General features: G+C 39.2%; 17 protein-coding genes, 2 tRNA genes and 1 other RNA gene. 6 read left to right on the top strand and 14 right to left on the bottom strand.

Features of this window, described 5'->3' with window-relative positions:
* Positions 1-240 precede the first annotated feature (240 nt).
* Both ABVT42_RS06380 and ABVT42_RS06375 read right to left on the bottom strand, forming a co-directional pair.
* Positions 241-585, bottom strand: coding sequence for a hypothetical protein (locus tag ABVT42_RS06380; RefSeq protein WP_353896167.1), 345 nt, complete (start codon positions 583-585; stop codon positions 241-243).
* A 174-nt stretch (positions 586-759) separates the two neighbouring features.
* On the bottom strand, positions 760-2,805 hold the full coding sequence (locus ABVT42_RS06375) for an FAD-dependent oxidoreductase (RefSeq protein ID WP_353896168.1): 2,046 nt from the start codon (positions 2,803-2,805) through the stop codon (positions 760-762).
* A 268-nt stretch (positions 2,806-3,073) separates the two neighbouring features.
* Here ABVT42_RS06375 and sppA point away from each other — a divergent pair, with 268 nt between their 5' ends.
* Together sppA and ansA are read left to right on the top strand one after the other, a co-directional pair.
* A complete protein-coding gene (gene sppA, locus ABVT42_RS06370; RefSeq protein ID WP_353896169.1) occupies positions 3,074-4,918 on the top strand; it encodes a signal peptide peptidase SppA in 1,845 nt (614 codons plus the stop codon).
* A 116-nt stretch (positions 4,919-5,034) separates the two neighbouring features.
* The gene (ansA, locus tag ABVT42_RS06365) at positions 5,035-6,066 is read left to right on the top strand and encodes an asparaginase (protein ID WP_353896170.1); all 1,032 of its coding nucleotides are present in this window, start codon (positions 5,035-5,037) and stop codon (positions 6,064-6,066) included.
* An 11-nt stretch (positions 6,067-6,077) separates the two neighbouring features.
* On the opposite strand, the gene recR is transcribed toward ansA, so the two are convergent.
* The 5 genes from recR to ABVT42_RS06340 all read right to left on the bottom strand — a co-directional run bounded on the left by recR (position 6,078) and on the right by ABVT42_RS06340 (position 9,778).
* Positions 6,078-6,686: a recombination mediator RecR gene (gene recR, locus ABVT42_RS06360; protein ID WP_353896171.1), complete on the bottom strand. Its 609-nt coding sequence runs from the start codon at positions 6,684-6,686 to the stop codon at positions 6,078-6,080.
* 12 nt (positions 6,687-6,698) lie between these two features.
* Positions 6,699-7,019: a YbaB/EbfC family nucleoid-associated protein gene (locus ABVT42_RS06355; protein ID WP_353896172.1), complete on the bottom strand. Its 321-nt coding sequence runs from the start codon at positions 7,017-7,019 to the stop codon at positions 6,699-6,701.
* 27 nt (positions 7,020-7,046) lie between these two features.
* Positions 7,047-9,146, bottom strand: a complete 2,100-nt coding sequence (dnaX, locus tag ABVT42_RS06350; RefSeq protein WP_353896173.1) for a DNA polymerase III subunit gamma/tau — start codon at positions 9,144-9,146, stop codon at positions 7,047-7,049.
* A gap of 266 nt (positions 9,147-9,412) precedes the next feature.
* Positions 9,413-9,509: signal recognition particle sRNA small type (ffs, locus tag ABVT42_RS06345), an RNA gene on the bottom strand.
* A 179-nt stretch (positions 9,510-9,688) separates the two neighbouring features.
* Positions 9,689-9,778: transfer RNA gene (locus ABVT42_RS06340), tRNA-Ser, on the bottom strand.
* 319 nt (positions 9,779-10,097) lie between these two features.
* Here ABVT42_RS06340 and ABVT42_RS06335 point away from each other — a divergent pair.
* Complete coding sequence (locus tag ABVT42_RS06335; protein WP_353896174.1) at positions 10,098-11,234, top strand: PilT/PilU family type 4a pilus ATPase; 1,137 nt, start codon at positions 10,098-10,100, stop codon at positions 11,232-11,234.
* Positions 11,235-11,361: 127 nt separating this feature from the next.
* Here ABVT42_RS06335 and nadA read toward each other — a convergent pair whose 3' ends face one another.
* A complete protein-coding gene (gene nadA / locus ABVT42_RS06330; protein ID WP_353896175.1) occupies positions 11,362-12,384 on the bottom strand; it encodes a quinolinate synthase NadA in 1,023 nt (340 codons plus the stop codon).
* A gap of 196 nt (positions 12,385-12,580) precedes the next feature.
* Positions 12,581-12,754, bottom strand: a complete 174-nt coding sequence (rmf, locus tag ABVT42_RS06325; protein WP_353896176.1) for a ribosome modulation factor — start codon at positions 12,752-12,754, stop codon at positions 12,581-12,583.
* Between the two features lie 426 nt (positions 12,755-13,180).
* Between rmf and ABVT42_RS06320 the strand changes: the two genes are divergently transcribed.
* Positions 13,181-14,737, top strand: coding sequence for a SulP family inorganic anion transporter (locus ABVT42_RS06320; protein ID WP_353896177.1), 1,557 nt, complete (start codon positions 13,181-13,183; stop codon positions 14,735-14,737).
* A 58-nt stretch (positions 14,738-14,795) separates the two neighbouring features.
* Positions 14,796-15,740 carry an LpxL/LpxP family Kdo(2)-lipid IV(A) lauroyl/palmitoleoyl acyltransferase gene (gene lpxL / locus ABVT42_RS06315; protein ID WP_353896178.1) on the top strand — a complete coding sequence of 315 codons (945 nt, stop codon included), beginning with the start codon at positions 14,796-14,798 and terminating at the stop codon, positions 15,738-15,740.
* A 31-nt stretch (positions 15,741-15,771) separates the two neighbouring features.
* Here the strand turns inward: lpxL and ABVT42_RS06310 are convergent, their stop codons facing one another.
* From ABVT42_RS06310 to gltX, 5 genes are all read right to left on the bottom strand, one after another.
* Positions 15,772-16,143: an MmcQ/YjbR family DNA-binding protein gene (locus ABVT42_RS06310; RefSeq protein WP_353896179.1), complete on the bottom strand. Its 372-nt coding sequence runs from the start codon at positions 16,141-16,143 to the stop codon at positions 15,772-15,774.
* A gap of 37 nt (positions 16,144-16,180) precedes the next feature.
* The gene (locus tag ABVT42_RS06305; protein ID WP_353896180.1) at positions 16,181-17,371 is read right to left on the bottom strand and encodes a hypothetical protein; all 1,191 of its coding nucleotides are present in this window, start codon (positions 17,369-17,371) and stop codon (positions 16,181-16,183) included.
* A 92-nt stretch (positions 17,372-17,463) separates the two neighbouring features.
* Positions 17,464-18,483, bottom strand: coding sequence for a succinylglutamate desuccinylase (gene astE, locus ABVT42_RS06300; RefSeq protein WP_353896181.1), 1,020 nt, complete (start codon positions 18,481-18,483; stop codon positions 17,464-17,466).
* Positions 18,484-18,497: 14 nt separating this feature from the next.
* Positions 18,498-19,322, bottom strand: coding sequence for a M23 family metallopeptidase (locus ABVT42_RS06295; protein ID WP_353896182.1), 825 nt, complete (start codon positions 19,320-19,322; stop codon positions 18,498-18,500).
* Between the two features lie 38 nt (positions 19,323-19,360).
* The gene (gene gltX, locus ABVT42_RS06290) at positions 19,361-20,782 is read right to left on the bottom strand and encodes a glutamate--tRNA ligase (RefSeq protein WP_353896183.1); all 1,422 of its coding nucleotides are present in this window, start codon (positions 20,780-20,782) and stop codon (positions 19,361-19,363) included.
* A gap of 131 nt (positions 20,783-20,913) precedes the next feature.
* Between gltX and ABVT42_RS06285 the strand changes: the two genes are divergently transcribed.
* Positions 20,914-20,989: transfer RNA gene (locus ABVT42_RS06285), tRNA-Val, on the top strand.
* The last annotated feature ends 10 nt before the right edge of the window (positions 20,990-20,999 follow it).

Here is a 20,999-nt window from a genome sequence, read left to right as displayed (position 1 = left end):
ATACCAGAAATTAAAAAATGGCGATAATTGTTACCAAAAGTGATGGTATTTCAACCGCCCTTTGTAGGTTAGCAACTTAAATTGACATTTTAATGTTAGCTGTTGTCTTATTTGCGAAACAGGATTAAATATCAGGCAGGATAAAATCCTAAAGAGATAGAAAAAAAGCTCAATAACTATTGACTATGGTTCTGGAGATTATTCAATTGAAATAACAAAACGGAATAGTCTTATGAATGTTCAAGCGATATCTTTAAAGTAACTGGTTAAATGTCGTTCAATTCGTTGATTGAGCCAGTGACTAACACTTTGCCCTTTCGCGTGAGCAGCTTTAATGATTTTATTTTGCTTATCGGTTGAAAGACAAACCGTAAAATTGCCAACAAAAGGCGTTGGATAAACCCCAGTTAACTCTTTTTGGCAAGCGATATAATCTTCGATACACTGTTTAAAGCCAGCTTTGATTTCATCTGCACTGACGCCTTCAAATTCTAAAACATCAATACAATTTATCACCTCACCAACCAGCTTGCCGGTTTCATTGTCATATTCAATCTGGCCGATAAAGCCTTTGTAAATCAACATGCTAAAGTACCATTAAAACAGACGTAAACCCATTACGTTTGTTGTAAATATAGCAGTAACCCTCTTAATTCACACAAAAATCTAAAAACAATTTTTTATTAAAATGACACTTTAAATACAATTCACCATTCATTGTAAAATACATTTATTCAGCGAATTAATTAAATTTTTACATTAAATCATTGATGCTAACTCTGCGCCTTGACGAATCGCTCTTTTCGCATCAAGCTCAGCGGCAAAATCTGCACCACCAATAATATGTGCGCTGATATTTTTTTCCTTTAATTCAATATATATCTGTTTTAGAGAATTTTGACCGGCACAAATAATCACATGGTCAACTACTAGGCATTGTGTTTGGTTTTCATGGTTAATATGCAGACCTTGATCATCAATCTTTAAATATTCGGCACCGGCTATCTGAGTTACTTGTTTGTTTTTTAAGCTCATTCGATGAATCCAGCCAGTGGTTTTACCTAAGTCTTTACCCAATTTAGTCTCTTTACGCTGTAGTAAATACACTTTGCGAGGAGAAGCTTCAATTTCAGGTTTTTTCAATAAACCGCCACGTTGGGTATAATCTTTATCAACTCGCCATTCCTTTGCCCATTTATCAGGATTGAGGGTTAATGACTCGCCAGTGTGAGTTAAGTATTCAGCAACATCGAATCCGATCCCACCGGCACCTATCACGGCAACCGTTTGACCAACGTCTTTTTTATATTTTAAGACATCTAGATAGTTGAGCACCTTACTGTGAGTAACGCCAGGAATATCAGGAATGCGTGGTTCAACCCCGGTTGCAATGATAATCTCATCAAATGATTGCTGAATTAAAAACTCACTATCGACAGTTTGGTTTAATTTAAGCTTAACGCCGGTTTCCTTTATTCGCTGGTTATAATAACGAATCGTTTCGTAAAATTCCTCTTTACCGGGGATTTGATTAGCAATATTAAGCTGGCCACCAATCTTATCTGCCGCTTCATACAAAGTCACCTGATGTCCTCTCTGTGCAGCATAAGTCGCAAATGATAATCCTGCTGGTCCCGCACCGACTACCGCGATAGTTTTGGCCTTTTGAGCTTTATTAAAAAACAATTCCGTTTCATAACACGCACGAGGGTTAACCAGACAAGTGACTCGTTTGTGCTCAAAAATGTGATCCAGACAAGCTTGGTTACAAGCAATACACGTATTAATTGATTCTGGTTTACCTGCTTTTGCTTTTTGCATAAAGTCAGGATCGGCCAAAAAGGGCCTGGCCATTGACACAAAATCACTGTGTCCGGCTTGTAATACTTGTTCTGCCATCTCGGGAGTATTTATTCGATTTGTTGTTACCAGAGGAATCGATATATGCGGCTTTAGTTTTTCTGTTACCCAGGTAAAATTAGCACGCGGTACTGAGGTTGCAATGGTTGGAACTCTTGCTTCATGCCAACCTATCCCCGTATTAATCATCGATGCACCCGCACTTTCAATTGCCTTACCCAAACTCACAACTTCTTCCCAGTTGCTCCCTTGGTCAACTAAATCGAGCATTGACAAGCGATAAATAATGATAAAGTTATGCCCAGTTGCTTCACGGATAGCCTTAACAATTTCTACTGGAAAACGCATTCGATTTTCAAAACTCCCTCCCCAATCATCTTTGCGTTTATTGGTTTTACTCACTATAAACTGGTTGATTAAATAACCTTCCGAGCCCATCACTTCAACCCCATCGTAACCGGCTTGCTGCGCTTTTTTTGCACAATTAACAAAGTCTTTTATCGTTTTGCGAATTCCGCGTAAGCTCAGCGCTCTGGGTTTGAAAGGGGTAATAGGCGCTTTAATTGATGATGGCGCAACCGCAAACGGATGATAAGCATAACGACCAGTATGTAATATTTGCATTGCGATTTTACCACCAGCCTGGTGAACAGCATCGGTAATCTTACGATGCTTTTTGACTTGCCAAAAAAAACTCAACTGGCTACCCATTGGCGAAATTCGGCCTGCAAAATTTGGTGCAATCCCACCCGTAACAATTAAGCCTACGCCACCTTCTGCTCTTTCCTGATAATATCGGGCAAGCTTATCAAATCCCCCCTTTAGTTCTTCTAATCCAGTATGCATCGACCCCATAATTGCCCGGTTTTTAATATAATGATCATGAATTTTTATGGGAGAAAACAGCGCCGGATATAATCCACCATTATCTTTTTCAACACGCATTTAAATCGTTCCTTAGCAAGCAATTTTGGTAGTCATGTTATTGTTGCAGACTAAACGTAACATTAAAATAATGCAATCCAGCACTCGTGAAAAATATATTAACACTTTAATTATTCAAATTATTATATATTAATCAATATCTTACACCAAAAAGACGTGCCTAACAGGGGATAATCCGGATTTACACTAACACTCAGTGTAATGCATGGTTTAGAATAGATTGGTTATCTAAATATCTAATTTTACTGAATTTACCGTTAGGGGTCTTATGGCTAAATTACTTAAAAATCTATGGTATGGATTAGACTTAACCAGAAAGATTATTTTGAACCTGGTGTTTTTCTTAATCCTGTTTGCAATTATTTCTGCAATCATTTCATCTGGAGATAAGCAAGGTGTTGAAAAAGGTATTGCACTAGTGCTTAAACCAGAAGGCAATATTGTTGAACAGCTCACCTATAAAGATCCTGTAGATCAAGCCATGCAGGAAGCAACTGGCAATAACGATAATCCGGAAACCTTACTGTATGATTTAATTGAAGCCATCCAAAACGCAAAAGATGATAATCGAATCACTGCTATGGTGATATCAACCAAATACTTTTGGGGCTCAGGTGTCACCAAGTTGCAAGACCTGGCTGTCGCAATTGAAGACTTTAAGAAAAGTGGGAAAAAGGTCATAGCATTTGACGATAACTTTTCACAACACCAATATTATCTTGCTAGTCAGGCTGATGAAATTTATATGAGTCCGAACGGAATGGTATTTTTAACCGGTTTTTCTCGCGTCGGCACCTATTTTAAATCACTATTAGATAATTTAGATGTCAATATGCATGTTTTTAAGGTGGGCACTTATAAATCTGCAGTAGAACCTTTTATTCGCGACAATATGTCAGAAGAAGCCAAAGAAGCGAACCGCGCATGGTTAGCAGACTTATGGGAAGGGTTTACTCAAGATGTTGCTGCCCGACGCTCAATGACCAAAGATGATTTGTTGGCCTACATTGATAATTATAAAGACGCTTTAACTCAATATCAGGGTGATGCGGCGAAATTAGCTGTTGATAAAGGACTGATTGACCAACTAACCACTCGTATTGAATTTAGAGAAAAGATGATTGCACTGGTTGGTCAAGATGACAAACACAAAAGCTTTAAGCAGATATCTCATCAAGCTTATTTAAAAGCTATTCGAAGCCCAATACCTTATGTTAACCCACATAGCCAAAAGGTTGCTGTTATTACTGCTAAAGGAGAAATCCTCGATGGAGAGCATAAAGAAGGTGTTATCGGCGGTGAAACCGTAGCTCGATTGATTCGCAAAACACGGTCTAATGATAAAGTTAAAGCCATTGTTTTACGCGTTGATAGTGGTGGTGGCAGCGCATTTGCCTCTGAATTAATTCGTGAGGAATTAGTTAAAGCACAAGAAGATGGCATAAAGGTCGTTGCTTCAATGGGTGATGTAGCCGCTTCAGGTGGTTACTGGATTTCAGCAACTGCTGATGAAATCTGGGCCATGCCCACAACAATTACCGGCTCTATTGGTATTTTTGGAATGATTCCTACTTTTGAGAAAACTTTGAATAAATACGGGGTTTTCCGAGATGGTGTTGGCACCACACGCTACGCCAATCCTGTAGATATTGGACAACCTTTAAAACCGGAAGTCGCAGAAATTATTCAAACCAGTATTGAAGCAGGTTACGAAGAGTTTTTAGCCTTAGTTGCCAAAGGTCGTGGAATGACACGCGATGAAGTCGATAAAATCGCGCAAGGCCGTGTATGGTCAGGTAAACAAGCTCATGAGTTTGGCCTGATTGACCAGCTAGGTTCACTAAATGACGCAATAGCATCAGCAGCTAAACTAGCTAACCTTGAGAATTATGATACTTGGTACGTCAAACGGGAACTAAGTGAAAAAGAATTATTTTTAAAACAGTTACTCGATACATCGGTTGTTAAAGACAAACTGGACATAAAAGCTCAACCACAAAAGCCAAATCTTAAAAATGCATTGATGAATCAGTTTAATCAAAGTCTGGATGAATTGACCAAGTGGAATGATCCTAATCATGCTTATGCATCCTGCTTTTGTGAAGTTCAATAATAGATTTGAATGAAATAATCAAATAGAAAAAAGCGATGATAACTTCATCGCTTTTTTTGTTTTAATTGCCTTAATCAATTATTCTTTAACCCTTGCCCCACCAAACTCACTATATTATGAACCATAAACGCGTTTACGTTGCCTACACGGGCGGTACTATTGGAATGAAACCCAGTGACAAGGGATTTATTCCTGAATCCGGGTATTTCACCGAACAAATTGCTTCTTTGCCTGAATTTGCCTCTCCCGACATGCCACAGGTTGAAATGCGGGAATATGATAATCTTATCGACTCCTCCAATATCACACCTGAAGACTGGTTTCAGATATCAAGTGACATTGAATCAAGATTTGATGATTTCGACGGATTTGTGGTATTGCATGGTACAGATACAATGGCCTACACCGCATCGGCTTTATCATTTATGCTCGAAGATTTATCAAAGCCAGTCATTGTCACTGGTTCACAAATACCTTGGTCACAAATGCGCACTGATGCACGAGATAACTTGATAACCTCATTATTACTAGCTGGAAACTATGATATTCCCGAAGTAGGTCTTTATTTTCATAATAAACTATATCGAGGCAATCGCTCGCGTAAATTCGATGCAACAGGATTTCATGCTTTTCAGTCACCTAACTTTCCAGCAATTGCTGAGGTGGGTACAAAAATTACAGTCCACCAAGATCTTCTACTTAAAGAGCCCGCAGAGCGACTAAAGATTCAAAAGATCTCTCCCCCAAAAGTTATTATTTTAACGCTATTTCCGGGCTTTCCTACTGATTTGCTGGAACATGTTTTGCAGTCGCCAATTAAAGGGTTAGTACTCATGACTTATGGGATGGGAAATGCCCCCTGTAATGATCGTCGTTTGCTCGACCTTTTAAAGGCCGCATCAGATCAAGGTATTGTGATAGTTAATTGTACCCAATGCTATCAAGGCAGTGTTGATATGCACGGATATGAAACCGGACATGGATTACTGGATGCTGGCGTTATATCTGGGTATGACATGACACCAGAAGCAACGTTAACTAAGTTAAGCTATTTGTTGAGTAGTGATTGTACTGTTGAACAAATCAAACAAAAAATGCAAACAAATTTACGTGGTGAACTAACCATTCAAAAAACCAAAACCCGATAGTTTAGTAATGGCTAATTGATATTTTGTCGATTAGCCAGCGACAAGGCCAGCGTCGAGGAATCAAGGTATTCCAGCTCACCACCAACAGGAACCCCTTGCGCCAGGCGAGAAATTTTAATGGTTAAATCAGGTATCTGTTGAAGCATAGAAACAATAAAATGCGAAGTTGTTTCACCTTCGATCGTTGCAGAAGTTGCGATGATAACTTCTCGGCACTGATTATTCACCACCAGCTCTCGCAAATCATTTAAACCAATCTCTTCAGGACCAATACCGTCTAAAGGGGACAAATGTCCCATTAATACAAAATAACGCCCTGCGTAAGTGCCAGTCGCTTCAATAGCAACAATATCAGCAGGCGTTTCAACAATACACAAAACACTTTGGTCCCGTCGCTCATTACGACATAACGCGCAAAGTGTTTGTTCAGTGTAATCTCGACACTGTTGGCAGTGTTGAATTGATTGCATCGAACGTTCAAGTAGATCTGCCAACTTTAATGCATTTTGACGATTGGCATTTAACAAATGATATGCCATGCGTTGTGCAGATTTCTTACCTACCCCAGGCAAACATTGAAATGCTTCAATCAATTGCATTAACAGTGGTTTATCGTGCATTGAATCAACCAATCAAAATGGCATTTTAAAGCCAGGAGGCAACGGTATGCCAGAAGTTACAGAGGACATTTTATCTTTACTCTCTTCTTCTACTTTACGAACGGCATCATTAATAGCCGCGGCAATTAAGTCTTCGAGAATTTCTTTATCATCCTTTAAAAGTTCATCATCGATTTCTACTTTTCTTACATCATGACGCCCAGTCATTAAAATTTTAACCAAACCTGCCCCCGATTGACCGGTCACTTCAAGATTAGCGACTTCTTCCTGGGCCTTTTGCATTTTTTCTTGCATTTCCTGGGCTTGCTTCATCAAGCCACCTAAACCTTTCATAAAAACCTCATCAATTAAACAAATATTTTATTCTATTAAACGTATCGACTCTCGAGGAATCGATGCTTCAAGCTTTTCCAGTAAATAACTCACTTGTCCGTCAGCAATCAATTTTTGATTAGCTTTATCAATAGCCAACTCATGATTTTTTAGCAACCGTTCTTTCGGTGTTTCAGTAGTTTCCTTAACTGGCACAAATTCTAAATTAATTTTGGTCTGATTAAAGTATGTTGCCAAATCTTGGTGAATCGATCTTTTGGCGTTTTCAGTTAATAATGTATCGACTTTTGCTAAGTAATTAATTAACAATCCAGTGCCAGTATAGTTTGCCGTAGAATTTAATAACACTTGTAAACCATGACCTTCAATAGTCAATCCGCCAACTACATTAAACCAATTATCCGCATTAACATCTTGCAACTGAACAGTTTGATAGATCTCTTTATCAGTAATTCTGTCGTCACTTTGTATCGGTTGTATATTTTTATTATTAACCACAACGCTCAAGCTAGGCTTTTTAACCGATTGGGTGTTTTCAGGTCTAAAAAATTCAGCCGCGTCTTGAGAAAAATTTTGTTGAGAAATATTTGGCGTTGGTCGCTGCGCTGGTTGTTCAGTACTCAGCTCGGTAATAACTGGAGCAGAGTCTTGATGCAAATCACTCTTGTTAAATAGTGCATTGTCTGGCTGTGGATCGACAGAAGCATAATCATGTATTAATGAATCGACTTTTGCCACTTGTAAATTATTCTGCTCAACGTTTTGTAATGTTGGTATCTGTTGATTGGCCGCTTCATCAACTATCTTAGATTGATTGACAGGTTGAGAAAAAGATTGTGAATGCATTACTGACAAATCTTGTTGCGAATTATATGGTGTTTGATTATCTCTCTCATACCCATTTTCAGCTAAACTGTTCGATTCAACTTTTTCACTACGTTCAATTTGACTTTGAGCTGGCGATGTCGACATTTTTGCAGGTGTCGATACACTGCTCGTATCTAATGCAGGCTGAACCGATCTTTCAGTTTTTTTTTGTGTCGGATTATGAGGTGCGGTCTGTGGTTTAAATGCCAGTATACGAAGCATGACCATTTCAAAACCTTGCCGTGGATGAGGGGCATAAGGCAAATCCCGTTTGGCATGAAGTGAAAGCTGGTAATAAAGTTGGATATCCGCTTCGCGCATATTTTGTGCTAACTCATCGATGGCAGGGTCACCACAACCACCAACAGCCTGTGAGACCGCAATTTGATGTAATAAAGTTAACCAGTCGGATAGCAGTTCATGATAATCAGGTGAGAATTGACTGATTGTATTAATTTCATCCATAAGTGCTGACGCATCTTGCTGATTAATCGCAGCCATTATTTTAAAAGCATAATCTCGATCGATAGTGCCTAGCATATCTAATACGGTCTGTTTTTCAACTTTAAATCCGCCACAATAAGCGATTGCCTGATCGAGCAAACTTAATGCATCACGCATACTGCCATCAGCACCTTTAGCAATTGGCTCCAGCGCCCCAGCCTCTAACTCGATATTTTCAGCTAATAGTATCTTTTGTAAATGAGTAACTATTTCTGGTTCTTCCATCCGGCGCAAATGAAATTGTAAACAACGGGATAGCACGGTAACTGGCATTTTTTGAGGATCGGTGGTTGCCAATAAAAATATAACATGCGGCGGTGGTTCTTCGAGGGTTTTTAAAAGCGCATTAAAACTATGTCCACTCAGCATGTGCACTTCGTCAATCAAATAAACTTTGTAACGACCGCGCGTTGGACGATATTGAACGTTATCTAATAATTCACGAGTATCTTCAACTTTAGTTTTTGAGGCCGCGTCAATCTCCAGTAAATCAACAAAGTTTCCTTGACTGATTTCTACACAGCTGCTGCATTCACCACATGGCTCAGGCGTTATACCTTTTTCACAATTTAAACTTTTGGATAAAATTCGGGCTATTGTAGTTTTGCCGACACCTCGAGTTCCCGTAAATAAATAGGCGTGGTGTAAGCGCTGATTAGTTAAGGCATTACTTAAAGCAGTTGCAGTCTGATGCTGTCCTACCAGTTCACTGAAGTTCTGAGGACGCCACTTTCTCGCTAATACCTGATAACTCATTAATCACCGTTTAGATATGTCGTTTTAAATGCATAAGTAGCATTATAATCGATGAATTTGCCCTGTCATACCCTTAATTATCAACTGGTCATATTGAGTAGTTCAGTATTAGCATCAAATCTATTAATCAGCTTGCGTGACAAATTATAAAGTTAGATTAATACTTTGATTCAGTGGAAAAAAGGTATTTAAGATATAAGAACTATGGCGATTAGCGCTGCCAGCAATTTTTTGCTTGGGAGCTCAGTAATGAAGACTGGAGGCAATCCTACCAGCCACATCCCGGCACACGAATCAGTTGCTACCGTTGCTCCCTTCCGGGCCTGGCGGGGTTTACAACCTATCGTTGCGAGAGGACCAATAGGACTACCATTTTGTGAGTGCCGTATTTTATCTGTTAAAAATATTTTTACCAGTCTTTTATTGGTAATATTTTTTCAATTGGCTCATAATTCAGGCTTTATTCAAAAGAACCAGTGAATTATCTTTAAACTTGTCGATTCAAATACTTCGATCTGTTTTCTATTAAGACAATTTGAATCTGGCGGTGAGAGAGGGATTCGAACCCTCGATAGGTGTTAACCTATACACACTTTCCAGGCGTGCTCCTTCAGCCACTCGGACACCTCACCTATACTGACATCATTAAAATTACAATTTTAATTAATTTTGATTATATATCAAAATTTAAAGCGCTATAATGTTAACAATGATTTTCGACCCGACATGCAATAATCCATATTTAGCAGATCATTTTGTTTGTTCAGGATTGTATTTTTCCTCAACCATTTGTACTTTTACAAGTCCAAATGAGGCGCGTAGATTATACAATATCCTTTTAAATGGCAATGCTTTATAAAAGATTATTTTGCGACTATCATAAAACTTGAGTTGAAAATCTTAAGCTTTCTCGATTAATTGACTGAATATTCAACAAACACGGGATTATCGATGGATATCAAATTGTTACTTCGCCTGATGGCCGAAAAAAATGCTTCAGATTTGTTTTTCAGTACCGGTGCACCGCCTCACATGAAAATAGAAGGTGTCGCTACACCAATGGGTCAAGGTGCTATGCCACCTGGTGCGATCAAAGATATCGCCTATGAATTAATGAATGATGCGCAAATAAAGGAATTTGAAGAAGATTGGGAGCAAAACTTCGCCATTTCGGTAGGAGACATTGGCCGATTTCGTGTTAATGTATTTTTGCAACGAGGCGAAGTTGGTATGGTAATGCGCCATATCAAGTCAGATATTCCCAGTCTTGAAGAACTAAAACTTCCGAAAGCGGTCTCTAGTCTGGTGATGGGGCGTTCAGGTCTTGTTTTAGTGTGCGGACCTACCGGTAGCGGAAAATCAACAACGCTTGCCGCAATGATTGATTACCGTAATCGACGTGATACCAGTCATATTTTAACCATTGAAGATCCGATTGAATTTTTACATGAGCATAAACTCTCTATCATTGATCAGCGTGAAATTGGCGTTGACACCAAGAGTTATCACAATGGCTTAAAAAATGCGATGCGCGAAGCCCCTGATGTGATTTTAATCGGTGAAATTCGTGATCAGGAAGCCATGCGATATGCATTAAGTTACGCGCAAACAGGCCATTTGTGTTTGGCCACAATCCACGGTAATAACTCTAAGCAGGTACTCGAGCGAATTCGAAATATGATTCCCAGTGAACAGAGAGACAGCGTAATGAAAGAACTGTCGAGTGTTCTTAATGGTATTATTTCCCAGCGATTGGTGATGAGCCAAAAAGGAAAACGAGTTGCAGCACTGGAAATTTTAATGAAAGCCCCAGATATTCAGGAGATTATCCAAAAGAATAGCCTCGAAGAATTGAAAAAAGCGATAGAAAAACACCATATGGATGGTATGACATCTTTTGATCAATCTTTATTTAAACTGTATAAAGATCAAACCATTACACGCGAAGATGCTCTTAAATTTGCCGAATCAAGAACTGACCTTAACCTGCAAATGCGATTAGCAGAGAGTGGCGGCAAAACGGCGAATATGGATCCAGTCAGTAAACCACGCAAGAGTGGCGGTCCAAATTTCTCAACAAAATTATAATTCGTTAGTATCCTTGTCGATTATCAAATAAATCACACCTGGAGTTTGACTTCTTCAGGTGTGTTTTACACTTCAAATAAATCACATTTATTGTTCATTAAAATCAGTTTTAGCTTAACAATAAGTTTTACTGACCACGCTTAAAATTTACCATTCTTTCCAGCGGAATCAGGGCTTTTTTGATAATTTCCGGTGATACCAAAATTTCATTATCCTGCTTTTCGAATACTTCTGATAATAGTGCAAGTTCATTCATTTTCATCCAAGGACATTGCGCACAACTCTGACATGTAGCGCCCTCACCAGCCGTCGGTGCGATAATTAATTCTTTATCAGGCGCAGCTTGCTGCATTTTATGAAATATACCTTTGTCAGTGGCGACAATGATTTGCTGATTAGGCAATTCTTTCGCTGCTTTGATTAATTGCGATGTAGAGCCAACATGATCAGCTAATTGTATCACTGAATCAGGTGACTCAGGATGAACCAGTACGGCGGCTTCGGGGTAAAGTTTAATCGTTTTCTCTAGTGCAATATGTTTAAATTCGTCATGCACGATACAGTGTCCTTGCCAAAGGACCATATCAGCACCGGTTTTCTTTTGTATGTAACTCCCCAAATGTCTATCGGGTGCCCAAAGTATTTTTTCACCTTTTGCATCTAGATGCTCAATCACATCAACAGCAATACTACTGGTAATCACCCAGTCAGCAAGCGCCTTTACCTCAGCTGAGGTGTTGGCGTAAACAACCACCGTACGGTCCGGATATTGATCAATAAACTTTTTGAACTCATCTGCTGGACAGCCTATATCTAAAGAACAAGTTGCATCTAGCGTTGGCATTAATACTCGCTTATCGGGGCTTAACATTTTTGAGGTTTCCCCCATAAATCTTACGCCAGCAACCACCAGCGTAGAAGCTTGATGTGCGGCACCAAATTTTGCCATTTCAAGCGAATCACCAACAAATCCACCAGTTGCCTCTGCCAAGCGTTGGATTGCTGGGTCGGTATAATAATGTGCGATTAAAACAGCATCATTTTCTTTAAAACGCTGTGTGCAAAGATCGTTATAGTAAGCAGTTTCTTGATCATTGAGGACTTTCGGCGGTTTTGGAAACGGAATGACTAAATCTGTGGGTGAAAACATGATGAATGCACATATGGTTAAAGGTCCGGTTATTATAACAGTTGTCAGCCATCAGGTTATAGTCTTATTCAATATTGTAGTTAATCCCTATTAATAACCAAAAAACCCGCTTTCGCGGGTTTTTCGGGGATTCTTAACTTCTTAAGTGAGATTATCTATTACATAATATTTTAGACGATTACGGTCTTTCTGCTGACTAAGTGAAATATCCTTTTCCCATTTCTGTTTTAGCTTCCCGCCATCCGCCGAGCCAATGCTCCCTTGCTTCAAGCGATGTAAACGGACATTCTTCACTAGATTTGCCGTTTATCGCTGCATAATAACCTTTACTATGGGCTCTTTCAAATCGATCGCGTTTCTGTCTTTTCATATATGCAGTTACCTCTGTCTTGAATGTTACAAAAGTACCAACGTCACTGTTGGTATCTCGGGGTACTCACAGTTTCCTGTAAGCGCCCTAATTAGACCTTAGAATGATAGATTAGTTTATGCCAATAAAATTTTGCTATTAAAATAAAATAATCAATTGCAATTTCATTTTAGGATTAAAGTAATTTATAAGTTTTGAATATAACTTATTAAGATATAAGAATTTTTCTTATTTCTCGTTATGAGATATTCAAAAATTCATTTACCTCATTAAATAAATATCAAATTAATCGAATTAAATAACTGTTTACTATTTATTCAACAAAATAGCTTAGCTACCCAAAATATAATTTCTGGATATCGATTGACAGACAGTTCTGGTCGTGTAGTATTCGCGGCTTTGCCTTAACCAGCCAGAAGTAATTCCGTGTTTAATTTAATCTCTCGCTCAAATTATAGTATCAAGAATGATCTGCTTTCCGGATTAACTGTTGCATTAGCATTAGTACCTGAAGCTGTAGCCTTCGCTTTTGTAGCGGGTGTGGACCCAATGGTTGGCTTATATGCCGCTTTTTTTGTTGGTTTATTAACGGCCACCATTGGCGGTCGTCCTGGTATGATCTCGGGCGCAACAGGCGCTATGGCGGTAGTTATGGTTGGTTTGGTAGCCGAGCATGGCGCGCAGTATTTATTTGCTGCAGTGGTACTTACCGGCATTTTGCAAATACTCGCAGGCGTATTTAAACTGGGTATGTTTATCAGAATGGTACCCTACCCCGTAATGTTAGGGTTTGTAAATGGCTTGGCAATCGTTATTTTTCTTGCTCAACTGGGACAGTTTGAAGTCGTTAATCAGCTTGGTGAGAAGCAGTGGATGAGTGGTGAAATGCTCTACTGGATGATCGGCATGGTCGCCCTGACTATGGCTATTATTCACTTTTTGCCGAAAATAACTAAAGCAATCCCGGCTTCATTAGCTGCTATTCTGATTGTTTCGGGACTGGTTATCTGGTTAGATGCCCCTATACCAAATGTCATTGATTTTGTACGTGGCGAATCAGGTAATCCAGATGCCACCCTCGCGGCTGGGTTACCGAGTTTTTCAATACCACAAGTTCCCATGACTCTCGAGACCTTGAGTATTATCTTTCCTTATGCGTTAATATTAGCTGCAATTGGCCTGATTGAATCTTTATTGACCTTGTCACTCATCGATGAAATGACCGAAACCCGTGGTCAGGGAAACCGAGAATGCATCGGACAAGGTTCTGCCAACTTTGTATGTGGATTTTTCGGTGCGATGGGCGGTTGCGCAATGATTGGTCAGAGTATGATCAATATTAATGCTGGTGGACGTGGCCGACTCTCTGGTATTACGGCAGCATTGTCATTACTTTTCTTTATATTGGTTGGCTCAAGTTTAATAGAGCAAATTCCACTGGCAGCACTGGTTGGCGTAATGTTTATGGTAGTTTTAGGTACTTTTGAATGGGCGAGTATCAACATGATTAATAAGGTACCTAAATCTGATGCTATCGTGATTATATTGGTATCAGGCGTTACCGTATTAGCTGATTTGGCAATTGCTGTTGTTGTTGGTGTTATTGTTTCAGCTTTAGTCTTTGCTTGGAAACAAGCGAAAAATATCTATGCAAAAAAATCAGTGAACGAAAATGGTTCGAAAATTTATTTGATGCATGGTCCATTATTTTTTGGTTCAATTCAAAACTTTCAGGATATCTTTTCGCCGCAAACCGACCCAGAGGATATTATTGTTGATTTTGCGCAAGCGAGAGTTTATGACCACTCTGCCATTGAAGCACTCGATACGCTGGCAGAGCGGTATCAGCGACGTGGTAAAACACTCCACTATCGCCATTTAAGTCCAGAGTGCAAACAGCTATTGAAAAATGCAGGTGACTTAGTTGAAGTCAATGTTATTGAAGATCCGGATTATCACGTTGCTGACAGTAAGCTAGCTTAATCACGGCGCTAATTCAGCAACTAATTTAACTTATAATTTGGTAACGCTACACAAACGTATGAAAACAAGTGAACCATCAAGTTTAAGTTTTAGTTATTTTGTACTTAGGCCAAAATATTGGTTGCCATTGATTGGTTTTGCCTTAACCTGGCTAATCGCCCAGCTACCATTCCGCTTAAAAAATCAACTTGCAAGAGTGATTGCTTCATTTATGTTGCGTTTTGGTAAGCGCCGTCGAAATATTGCACAAATTAATCTAAAACTCTGCTTTCCAGAGAAATCTGAAGAAGCGCGAGAAAAGTTACTTAAAGAAAATTTTTATTTAACGGCGTTAGGCATGCTGGAAACAGCAACCTGTTGGTTTACTTCGTTACAACAATATCAACAGCATTACACTATTTCTGGACAACAGTATCTGGATGATGCGATAGCTGAGCAACGAGGAATTATTTTACTTAGCTTCCATTTAACCAGCTTAGAAATTGGTGGTTCACTACTGGCAAAACATTACCCGATTTGCGCCATGTATAAACCCAATAAAAGCCCACTAACTGAAAAACTAATGTGCCGAGGTAGATTAAAACATGTGCGGCAGCTGCTCAAACAAAGTGATATACGTGCTACAGTTAAAGCACTAAAAAATAATAAAATCGTATGGTATGCCACTGACCAAAATTATGGCTCAAAAAAATCTTCAGTCTTTGTCCCATTCTTTGGGACTGCGGCATCAACGATTACGGCAACCACTAAATTCGCTAAATTAAGCGGTGCAATGGTCATTCCAATGACGCAAAAAAGAAGCCAGGATGGACACAATATTTCGATCGAAATTCATCCCCCTCTGGAAAATTTTCCTGGAGAAAATGAGATTGAGGATGCAACTCGAATCAATCAATATCTAGAAAACTATTTACGAGAAAATCCGGAAGATTACATGTGGCTTCACCAAAGATTTAGAACACGACCACAAGGCGAAGCCCGTATTTATCCACATAAAAAATAGTACTCTAGAGAAATACCAAGTTAAAAAATATCTACTCGGCGTCTTCTATTTCCTTTTGTAACTCAAGCTTTTGTTGTTTAGTGAAATTATCAACAATTAATTGGTAGGAATGGTCAATCATACTTTCAATCTCGCCTTGTGGAATACTGTCATCCAGAATAACTGTATTCCAGTGTTTCTTGTTCATGTGGTATCCGGGTAATACGGCATCAAACATATCACGCAGAGCGACAGCTTGATCGGGATCGCATTTTAAATTAATCCTTGGTGGGTTTTCATCTTCAGCAATTAACCCAAACATTTTATGGCAAACTTTAAAAACCCGAACTTTAGGACCAAATGGAAAACTATCTTTTGCGCCAGGCTTGGCTGATAGATATTCAATTAATTGTCGCAGCGTCATTGTCACCTTCTATTTTAGTCGAACTATCCGAATCGAACTATTTTAAGTACCAACGAAAGCCTGCCATTATTTGCTGGCGCTCGAAAGCATAGCGTCTATCGTTACTTTCAAACTGGCTCGCACTCAAACGACCATAAAATGATAAATGTGAATCAAGTAACGTCGCAAGGGTTAGTGTGTATTCTATTGATAATGTCGCACCATGACGATCGATATCATCTTTTTCAAAATAAGCCATCGTCTGGCCTAAACTTTCATCATAGAAAAAGGTCTGATAATCAAGTCGAGTTTTGAGTCGATGAAAGTCAGCAAGATTAAACTCGCCTTCAATAAATAATTGCCCTCGCTGAGAATCATAATATTGCGTACCTTGTGATGAACGGTTGGTATAACTAAATCCAAATTGCCATTGATTTCGCTCACTGGGTAAATACCTAAATCCAATATCTGTTATATAATCATGAAATTGTAATACGGTTTCGGCTATTAATTCGCCAGCTAAATCCCTATCTTGTCTCATTAAATATTCCCGCTTCGTTTCACTGAAATTTAGATAAAACTCACTGAATTGAGCCGGATAGAAAACGAAACTCAGTTGCGTCGTTACTTCATCATTATCAAGATTATCAAGTTCATCAATTGCGTAATCTTGGTAATCATTTTTTTGTTCAGAATAAGTGAGTCCAATATGGCCACGAGTGCTCATTGGATAAGACAGCTGAAAGTAGTATGCTTCAACGTCTCTGTCAAAACGATCAGCAATGGATTGTTCTTGATAAACCGCAATCCTTCCCGTTCGAGTATCCACATAAGTCTCATCAAAATGCTGAGTTTTTCCGCCTAACTCGAAGGCAAATGGAACCGTTTTGATAGAAAAATCATGTGCCAATTTCACATCGGCCCAATAGGTAAACCAATCTATACGAGCATCATCAAAGTATTGGGCCTTTTCAACACTAATGTCCCAAAATACCCAATCAAATAGCTGGCTGTTTGAATAAAACCCAGCCAGCGCAAAGGTTTCGTCTTCAAATTCAAGTTCATCAGATAACCCCAATGGGTTACTATCTATACCAAATACTGCAATACTATCAAAATTAATATCAACTGATTTGTTATCATTTAGTTCACGTGCATCAGATGTATCATTCTTGTCAAGTTGAGCACTTTGCAAATGGGTGCTTAAGGTGATTGCCCCGACTAACAACCACCAATAATATCGTTTCATAAGTATCCATCATTATTATTCGCCTACATCCCTGTTATATTAATTTAATTCCCGCTAACAAACCCGACCAGTTTCACAGATTAGCCGGTTAGCTATTCAGTAACTTTAGTGACCATGACCGCAGCACGTTGGCCAATAGGTATATCAGGATTAGGAAAAACCACCGATTCTTCAGAATATGCCACGCGATAGTTATAATCAAAATCTTCAGCAATTAAATAACCTTGAGGGTATGGGGTAAAGTTTTCAACTTCTTCATTGATATAAAACTTAAAAAACTCACTGTGCCGAATAATTTCGGCAACAACTTTATATTCGATTAACTTTTGCGGATCATGTGCAACAATATCATTTTGTTGAACGATACAGTTTAAGCAATAAATGGCGTCAGCAAAATCTTGCGGATTATTTTCGCCAAAGGGTTTAACTTTACCCAATTCCAACGTGTAAGCCTCTGCGGCAAATGCTTGACTTGAATAATATGAAAAAGTGGTCGATGGTTTATTATGTTGTAATACAGCCTCCATTCCCATCGCTAATAAAAAGCGTCGATTTTTATCATTTAGCCGACTTTTATTTTCCTTGAGCGGTCTTATCGCAAAAGTTTGGTGATAAGAAGGTTTAATAGCTGTGTGCAAATCAAGATGAGTTCTTGACTCAACATGAGACTGAGTGAAAAAGTCACTCACATAATTTTCTAACTGCTGTGCGCGGTTAAGTTCATACTCATTTTCTTCATCTAGTGGATAATTATTATACGCACCAGCGAATAACCGATTCATGTTAATCGCAACAAACCGCTTTCCAAGTTTCATTGATTCTGGATTACCTAAAACATATAACAGGTTCACTCTAGGCTCAATAACACCGCGAACAATATCACTAATTTGAGACGACACAATTTCAATTGGTGCGGTTTCATTACCGTGTACGCCACACGATATAATCAAAGCTTTATTTGATTTCAGGCGCGGCTTGACTTCTAACACACCAACATCATGCATTTTTAACTGAACTTGATTGGGCAATTGCTGCCACTGCTCGTACTCAGCCAAATGCGCTTGTTTTGAAAGTTGTATAAAACCATCAGAAACTTCTAAATAACTTAGCACTTTAAACCTACCAGTTAATTGTTCAATTCGTTAATGAGTAATTGTGGATCGAGTCTGGTATCAAACCAGTTTACTCGCCAATCCAAGTGTGGTCCGGTAGCCCTCCCCGTTGCCCCAATTGTACCAACCTGTTGCCCTTGTTTAACTATATCGCCTTCTTGCACATCGATTGAATTGAGGTGGATATAAGTTGAACTGATACCATACCCATGATCGATTATCAAAGTCCCCCCCGAATAGAACATATCATGATGCACCAGAGTAATTTTACCACCAAGCGCAGCTAAAACCGGTGTGCCGGTTTTATTTGCAATATCTAACCCGTAATGCGGGCGCTTAGGTTCTCCGTTGAGTACTCTTTGACTACCATAGTATCCAGAAATACGCCCTTTCGCAGGCAAAATGAAGGCATCATCAAATAGTTCTAAGCGACTCATTTGACTGCGAGCCTGGCGCACTAAACCTGCTTCCTGGCGAATTCTTTGTATCGTTTCCGCAGACTTTGGATTGACTTTTGCGGGGGGTAATCCATCTACCCGCTCAATTTTCCACTGTCGTTGTTTGATTTTTATTGGAATGTTAACTTGCTGGTTATTTGCGATAATCGTCAGACTGATCTCTTCGGGAGCTTCTCGACCCACTCCAAAGACAAAAAGCTTTTTATCGTTTAAAACCAACTCTCGTTTATCAAAATAAACGCGTTCGCCCGATATCAGCTTACCAACAATCATACTACCTTGCTGTGGCTTAGATGTTAGTATTTGAATATGATTTGCGCCTATTAAAAACGGCGCAAACATACTCAAACAAATATATAATAAATTCCTAACCAAATTCATATTTGTCCTACTCCAAGCATAGACAATACCTGTACGATTTACCCACTAGTTTTCGATCTTTCTTGTATAAATTTAATTGCAAATTCAATTCGCTGCAACGCACGGTCTTTACCAATCCACTTAAGCGTTAGATCTAAAGCCGGCGACATACCAGCCCCTGTTACGGCAACGCGCAATGGCATACCCACTTTTCCCATACCGATTTCTAACTCACTGACTGTTGCATCAATTGCTTGTTGAATTAATTCTGGCTGCCAATCTGCTAACGCTTCAAATTTCTGTTTTACGCAAACCAACGCTTCCAGAGCAACGGGACGCAAATGTTTTTTGGCAGCGCCTTCATCAAACTTATCAAAGTCACTATAGTAAGGTCGTATCACTTCAACTAATTCAACCAGTGTTTGTATTCTTTCGGCAAATTCTGGAATTAATTCACCTATTGCAGGACCATCCTGTAAATTTAAATTGGCTTTGTTTAAATGCCATTGCAAATGTGGTAACAGTACATCAAGTGGTAACTGCTTGATATAGGTTTGATTCAACCAGTTTAATTTTTGGGTGTTAAAAGCCGAAGGGGCTTTATTGATATTATTAATATCAAATAGTTCTATCATTTGAGCAACGCTGAATATTTCCTGATCACCGTGTGACCAACCCAATCGAACGAGATAGTTCAATACCGCTTGAGGTAAATATCCATCATCTCGATACTGCATCACGCTCACAGCACCATGCCTTTTAGATAATTTTTTACCGTCATCACCAAGTATCATCGGTACGTGCCCATATTGTGGGATATTCGCATTCAACGCTTTGAAAATATTGATTTGCCGGGGCGTGTTATTAATATGGTCATCACCTCGAATAACCTGGGTAATCTGCATATCCATATCATCAACTACCACCGTAAAATTATAAGTGGGAGAACCATCTGTTCTGGCAATAATCAAATCATCCAGTTCGGCATTTGCGATAGTGATAGGTCCCTTCACCACATCATCAAAGGTCACAGCTCCCTCCTGCGGATTTTTAAAGCGGATGACATGGTCTTGAGATAAATCAATAGACTCTGGCGCTAAATGTCGACATTTTCCGTCATATCGAGGCTTTTCCTTATTTGCCATTTGTTGTTCTCGCAAATCATCTAAGCGCTGTTTACTACAAAAGCAAGGATAAGCATCTCCCTGGGCTATCAATTGCTCAATCACTTCAGCATAACGATCAAAGCGCTTGGTTTGAAAATAGGGACCTTCATTCCAGTCTAGCGAAAGCCATTCCATTCCATCCATAATTGCCTGAACAGCTTCAGGTGTGGAACGTTCTAAATCGGTATCTTCGATTCGTAATACAAACTGACCACTATTGGCTTTTGCATGTAACCAGGAATACAAAGCTGTGCGCGCGCCTCCCACATGGAGATACCCGGTTGGAGATGGTGCAAATCTGGTTTTTACTGACATTTAAAATTTTCACTTTTCAGGTTTATCTTCATAGCTGAATAGTTTATCAAATTGTCTGTTTAAAAAAATAATTAATTTAATAGTTGACGAGTAATAATTTTGTCACTAGAATGCGCCCCTGTTGACGACATGGGCGCTTAGCTCAGTTGGGAGAGCATCGCCCTTACAAGGCGAGGGTCAGTGGTTCGAGCCCACTAGCGCCCACCATGTCGTTACT

It is taken from the genome of Aliikangiella maris, assembly GCF_040719265.1.
Lineage (GTDB): Bacteria > Pseudomonadota > Gammaproteobacteria > Enterobacterales > Kangiellaceae > Aliikangiella > Aliikangiella maris.
This window is presented reverse-complemented; position numbering and strand designations above follow the sequence as displayed.

Bases quoted from the DNA above. Each gene is read 5' to 3' on its own strand.
- ABVT42_RS06380 (WP_353896167.1), bottom strand. From the start codon at position 585: ATGTTGATTTACAAAGGCTTTATCGGCCAGATTGAATATGACAATGAA.
- ABVT42_RS06375 (WP_353896168.1), bottom strand. From the start codon at position 2,805: ATGCGTGTTGAAAAAGATAATGGTGGATTATATCCGGCGCTGTTTTCT.
- sppA (WP_353896169.1), top strand. From the start codon at position 3,074: ATGGCTAAATTACTTAAAAATCTATGGTATGGATTAGACTTAACCAGA.
- ansA (WP_353896170.1), top strand. From the start codon at position 5,035: ATGAACCATAAACGCGTTTACGTTGCCTACACGGGCGGTACTATTGGA.
- recR (WP_353896171.1), bottom strand. From the start codon at position 6,686: ATGCACGATAAACCACTGTTAATGCAATTGATTGAAGCATTTCAATGT.
- ABVT42_RS06355 (WP_353896172.1), bottom strand. From the start codon at position 7,019: ATGAAAGGTTTAGGTGGCTTGATGAAGCAAGCCCAGGAAATGCAAGAA.
- dnaX (WP_353896173.1), bottom strand. From the start codon at position 9,146: ATGAGTTATCAGGTATTAGCGAGAAAGTGGCGTCCTCAGAACTTCAGT.
- ABVT42_RS06335 (WP_353896174.1), top strand. From the start codon at position 10,098: ATGGATATCAAATTGTTACTTCGCCTGATGGCCGAAAAAAATGCTTCA.
- nadA (WP_353896175.1), bottom strand. From the start codon at position 12,384: ATGTTTTCACCCACAGATTTAGTCATTCCGTTTCCAAAACCGCCGAAA.
- rmf (WP_353896176.1), bottom strand. From the start codon at position 12,754: ATGAAAAGACAGAAACGCGATCGATTTGAAAGAGCCCATAGTAAAGGT.
- lpxL (WP_353896178.1), top strand. From the start codon at position 14,796: ATGAAAACAAGTGAACCATCAAGTTTAAGTTTTAGTTATTTTGTACTT.
- ABVT42_RS06310 (WP_353896179.1), bottom strand. From the start codon at position 16,143: ATGACGCTGCGACAATTAATTGAATATCTATCAGCCAAGCCTGGCGCA.
- ABVT42_RS06305 (WP_353896180.1), bottom strand. From the start codon at position 17,371: ATGAAACGATATTATTGGTGGTTGTTAGTCGGGGCAATCACCTTAAGC.
- ABVT42_RS06295 (WP_353896182.1), bottom strand. From the start codon at position 19,322: ATGAATTTGGTTAGGAATTTATTATATATTTGTTTGAGTATGTTTGCG.
- gltX (WP_353896183.1), bottom strand. From the start codon at position 20,782: ATGTCAGTAAAAACCAGATTTGCACCATCTCCAACCGGGTATCTCCAT.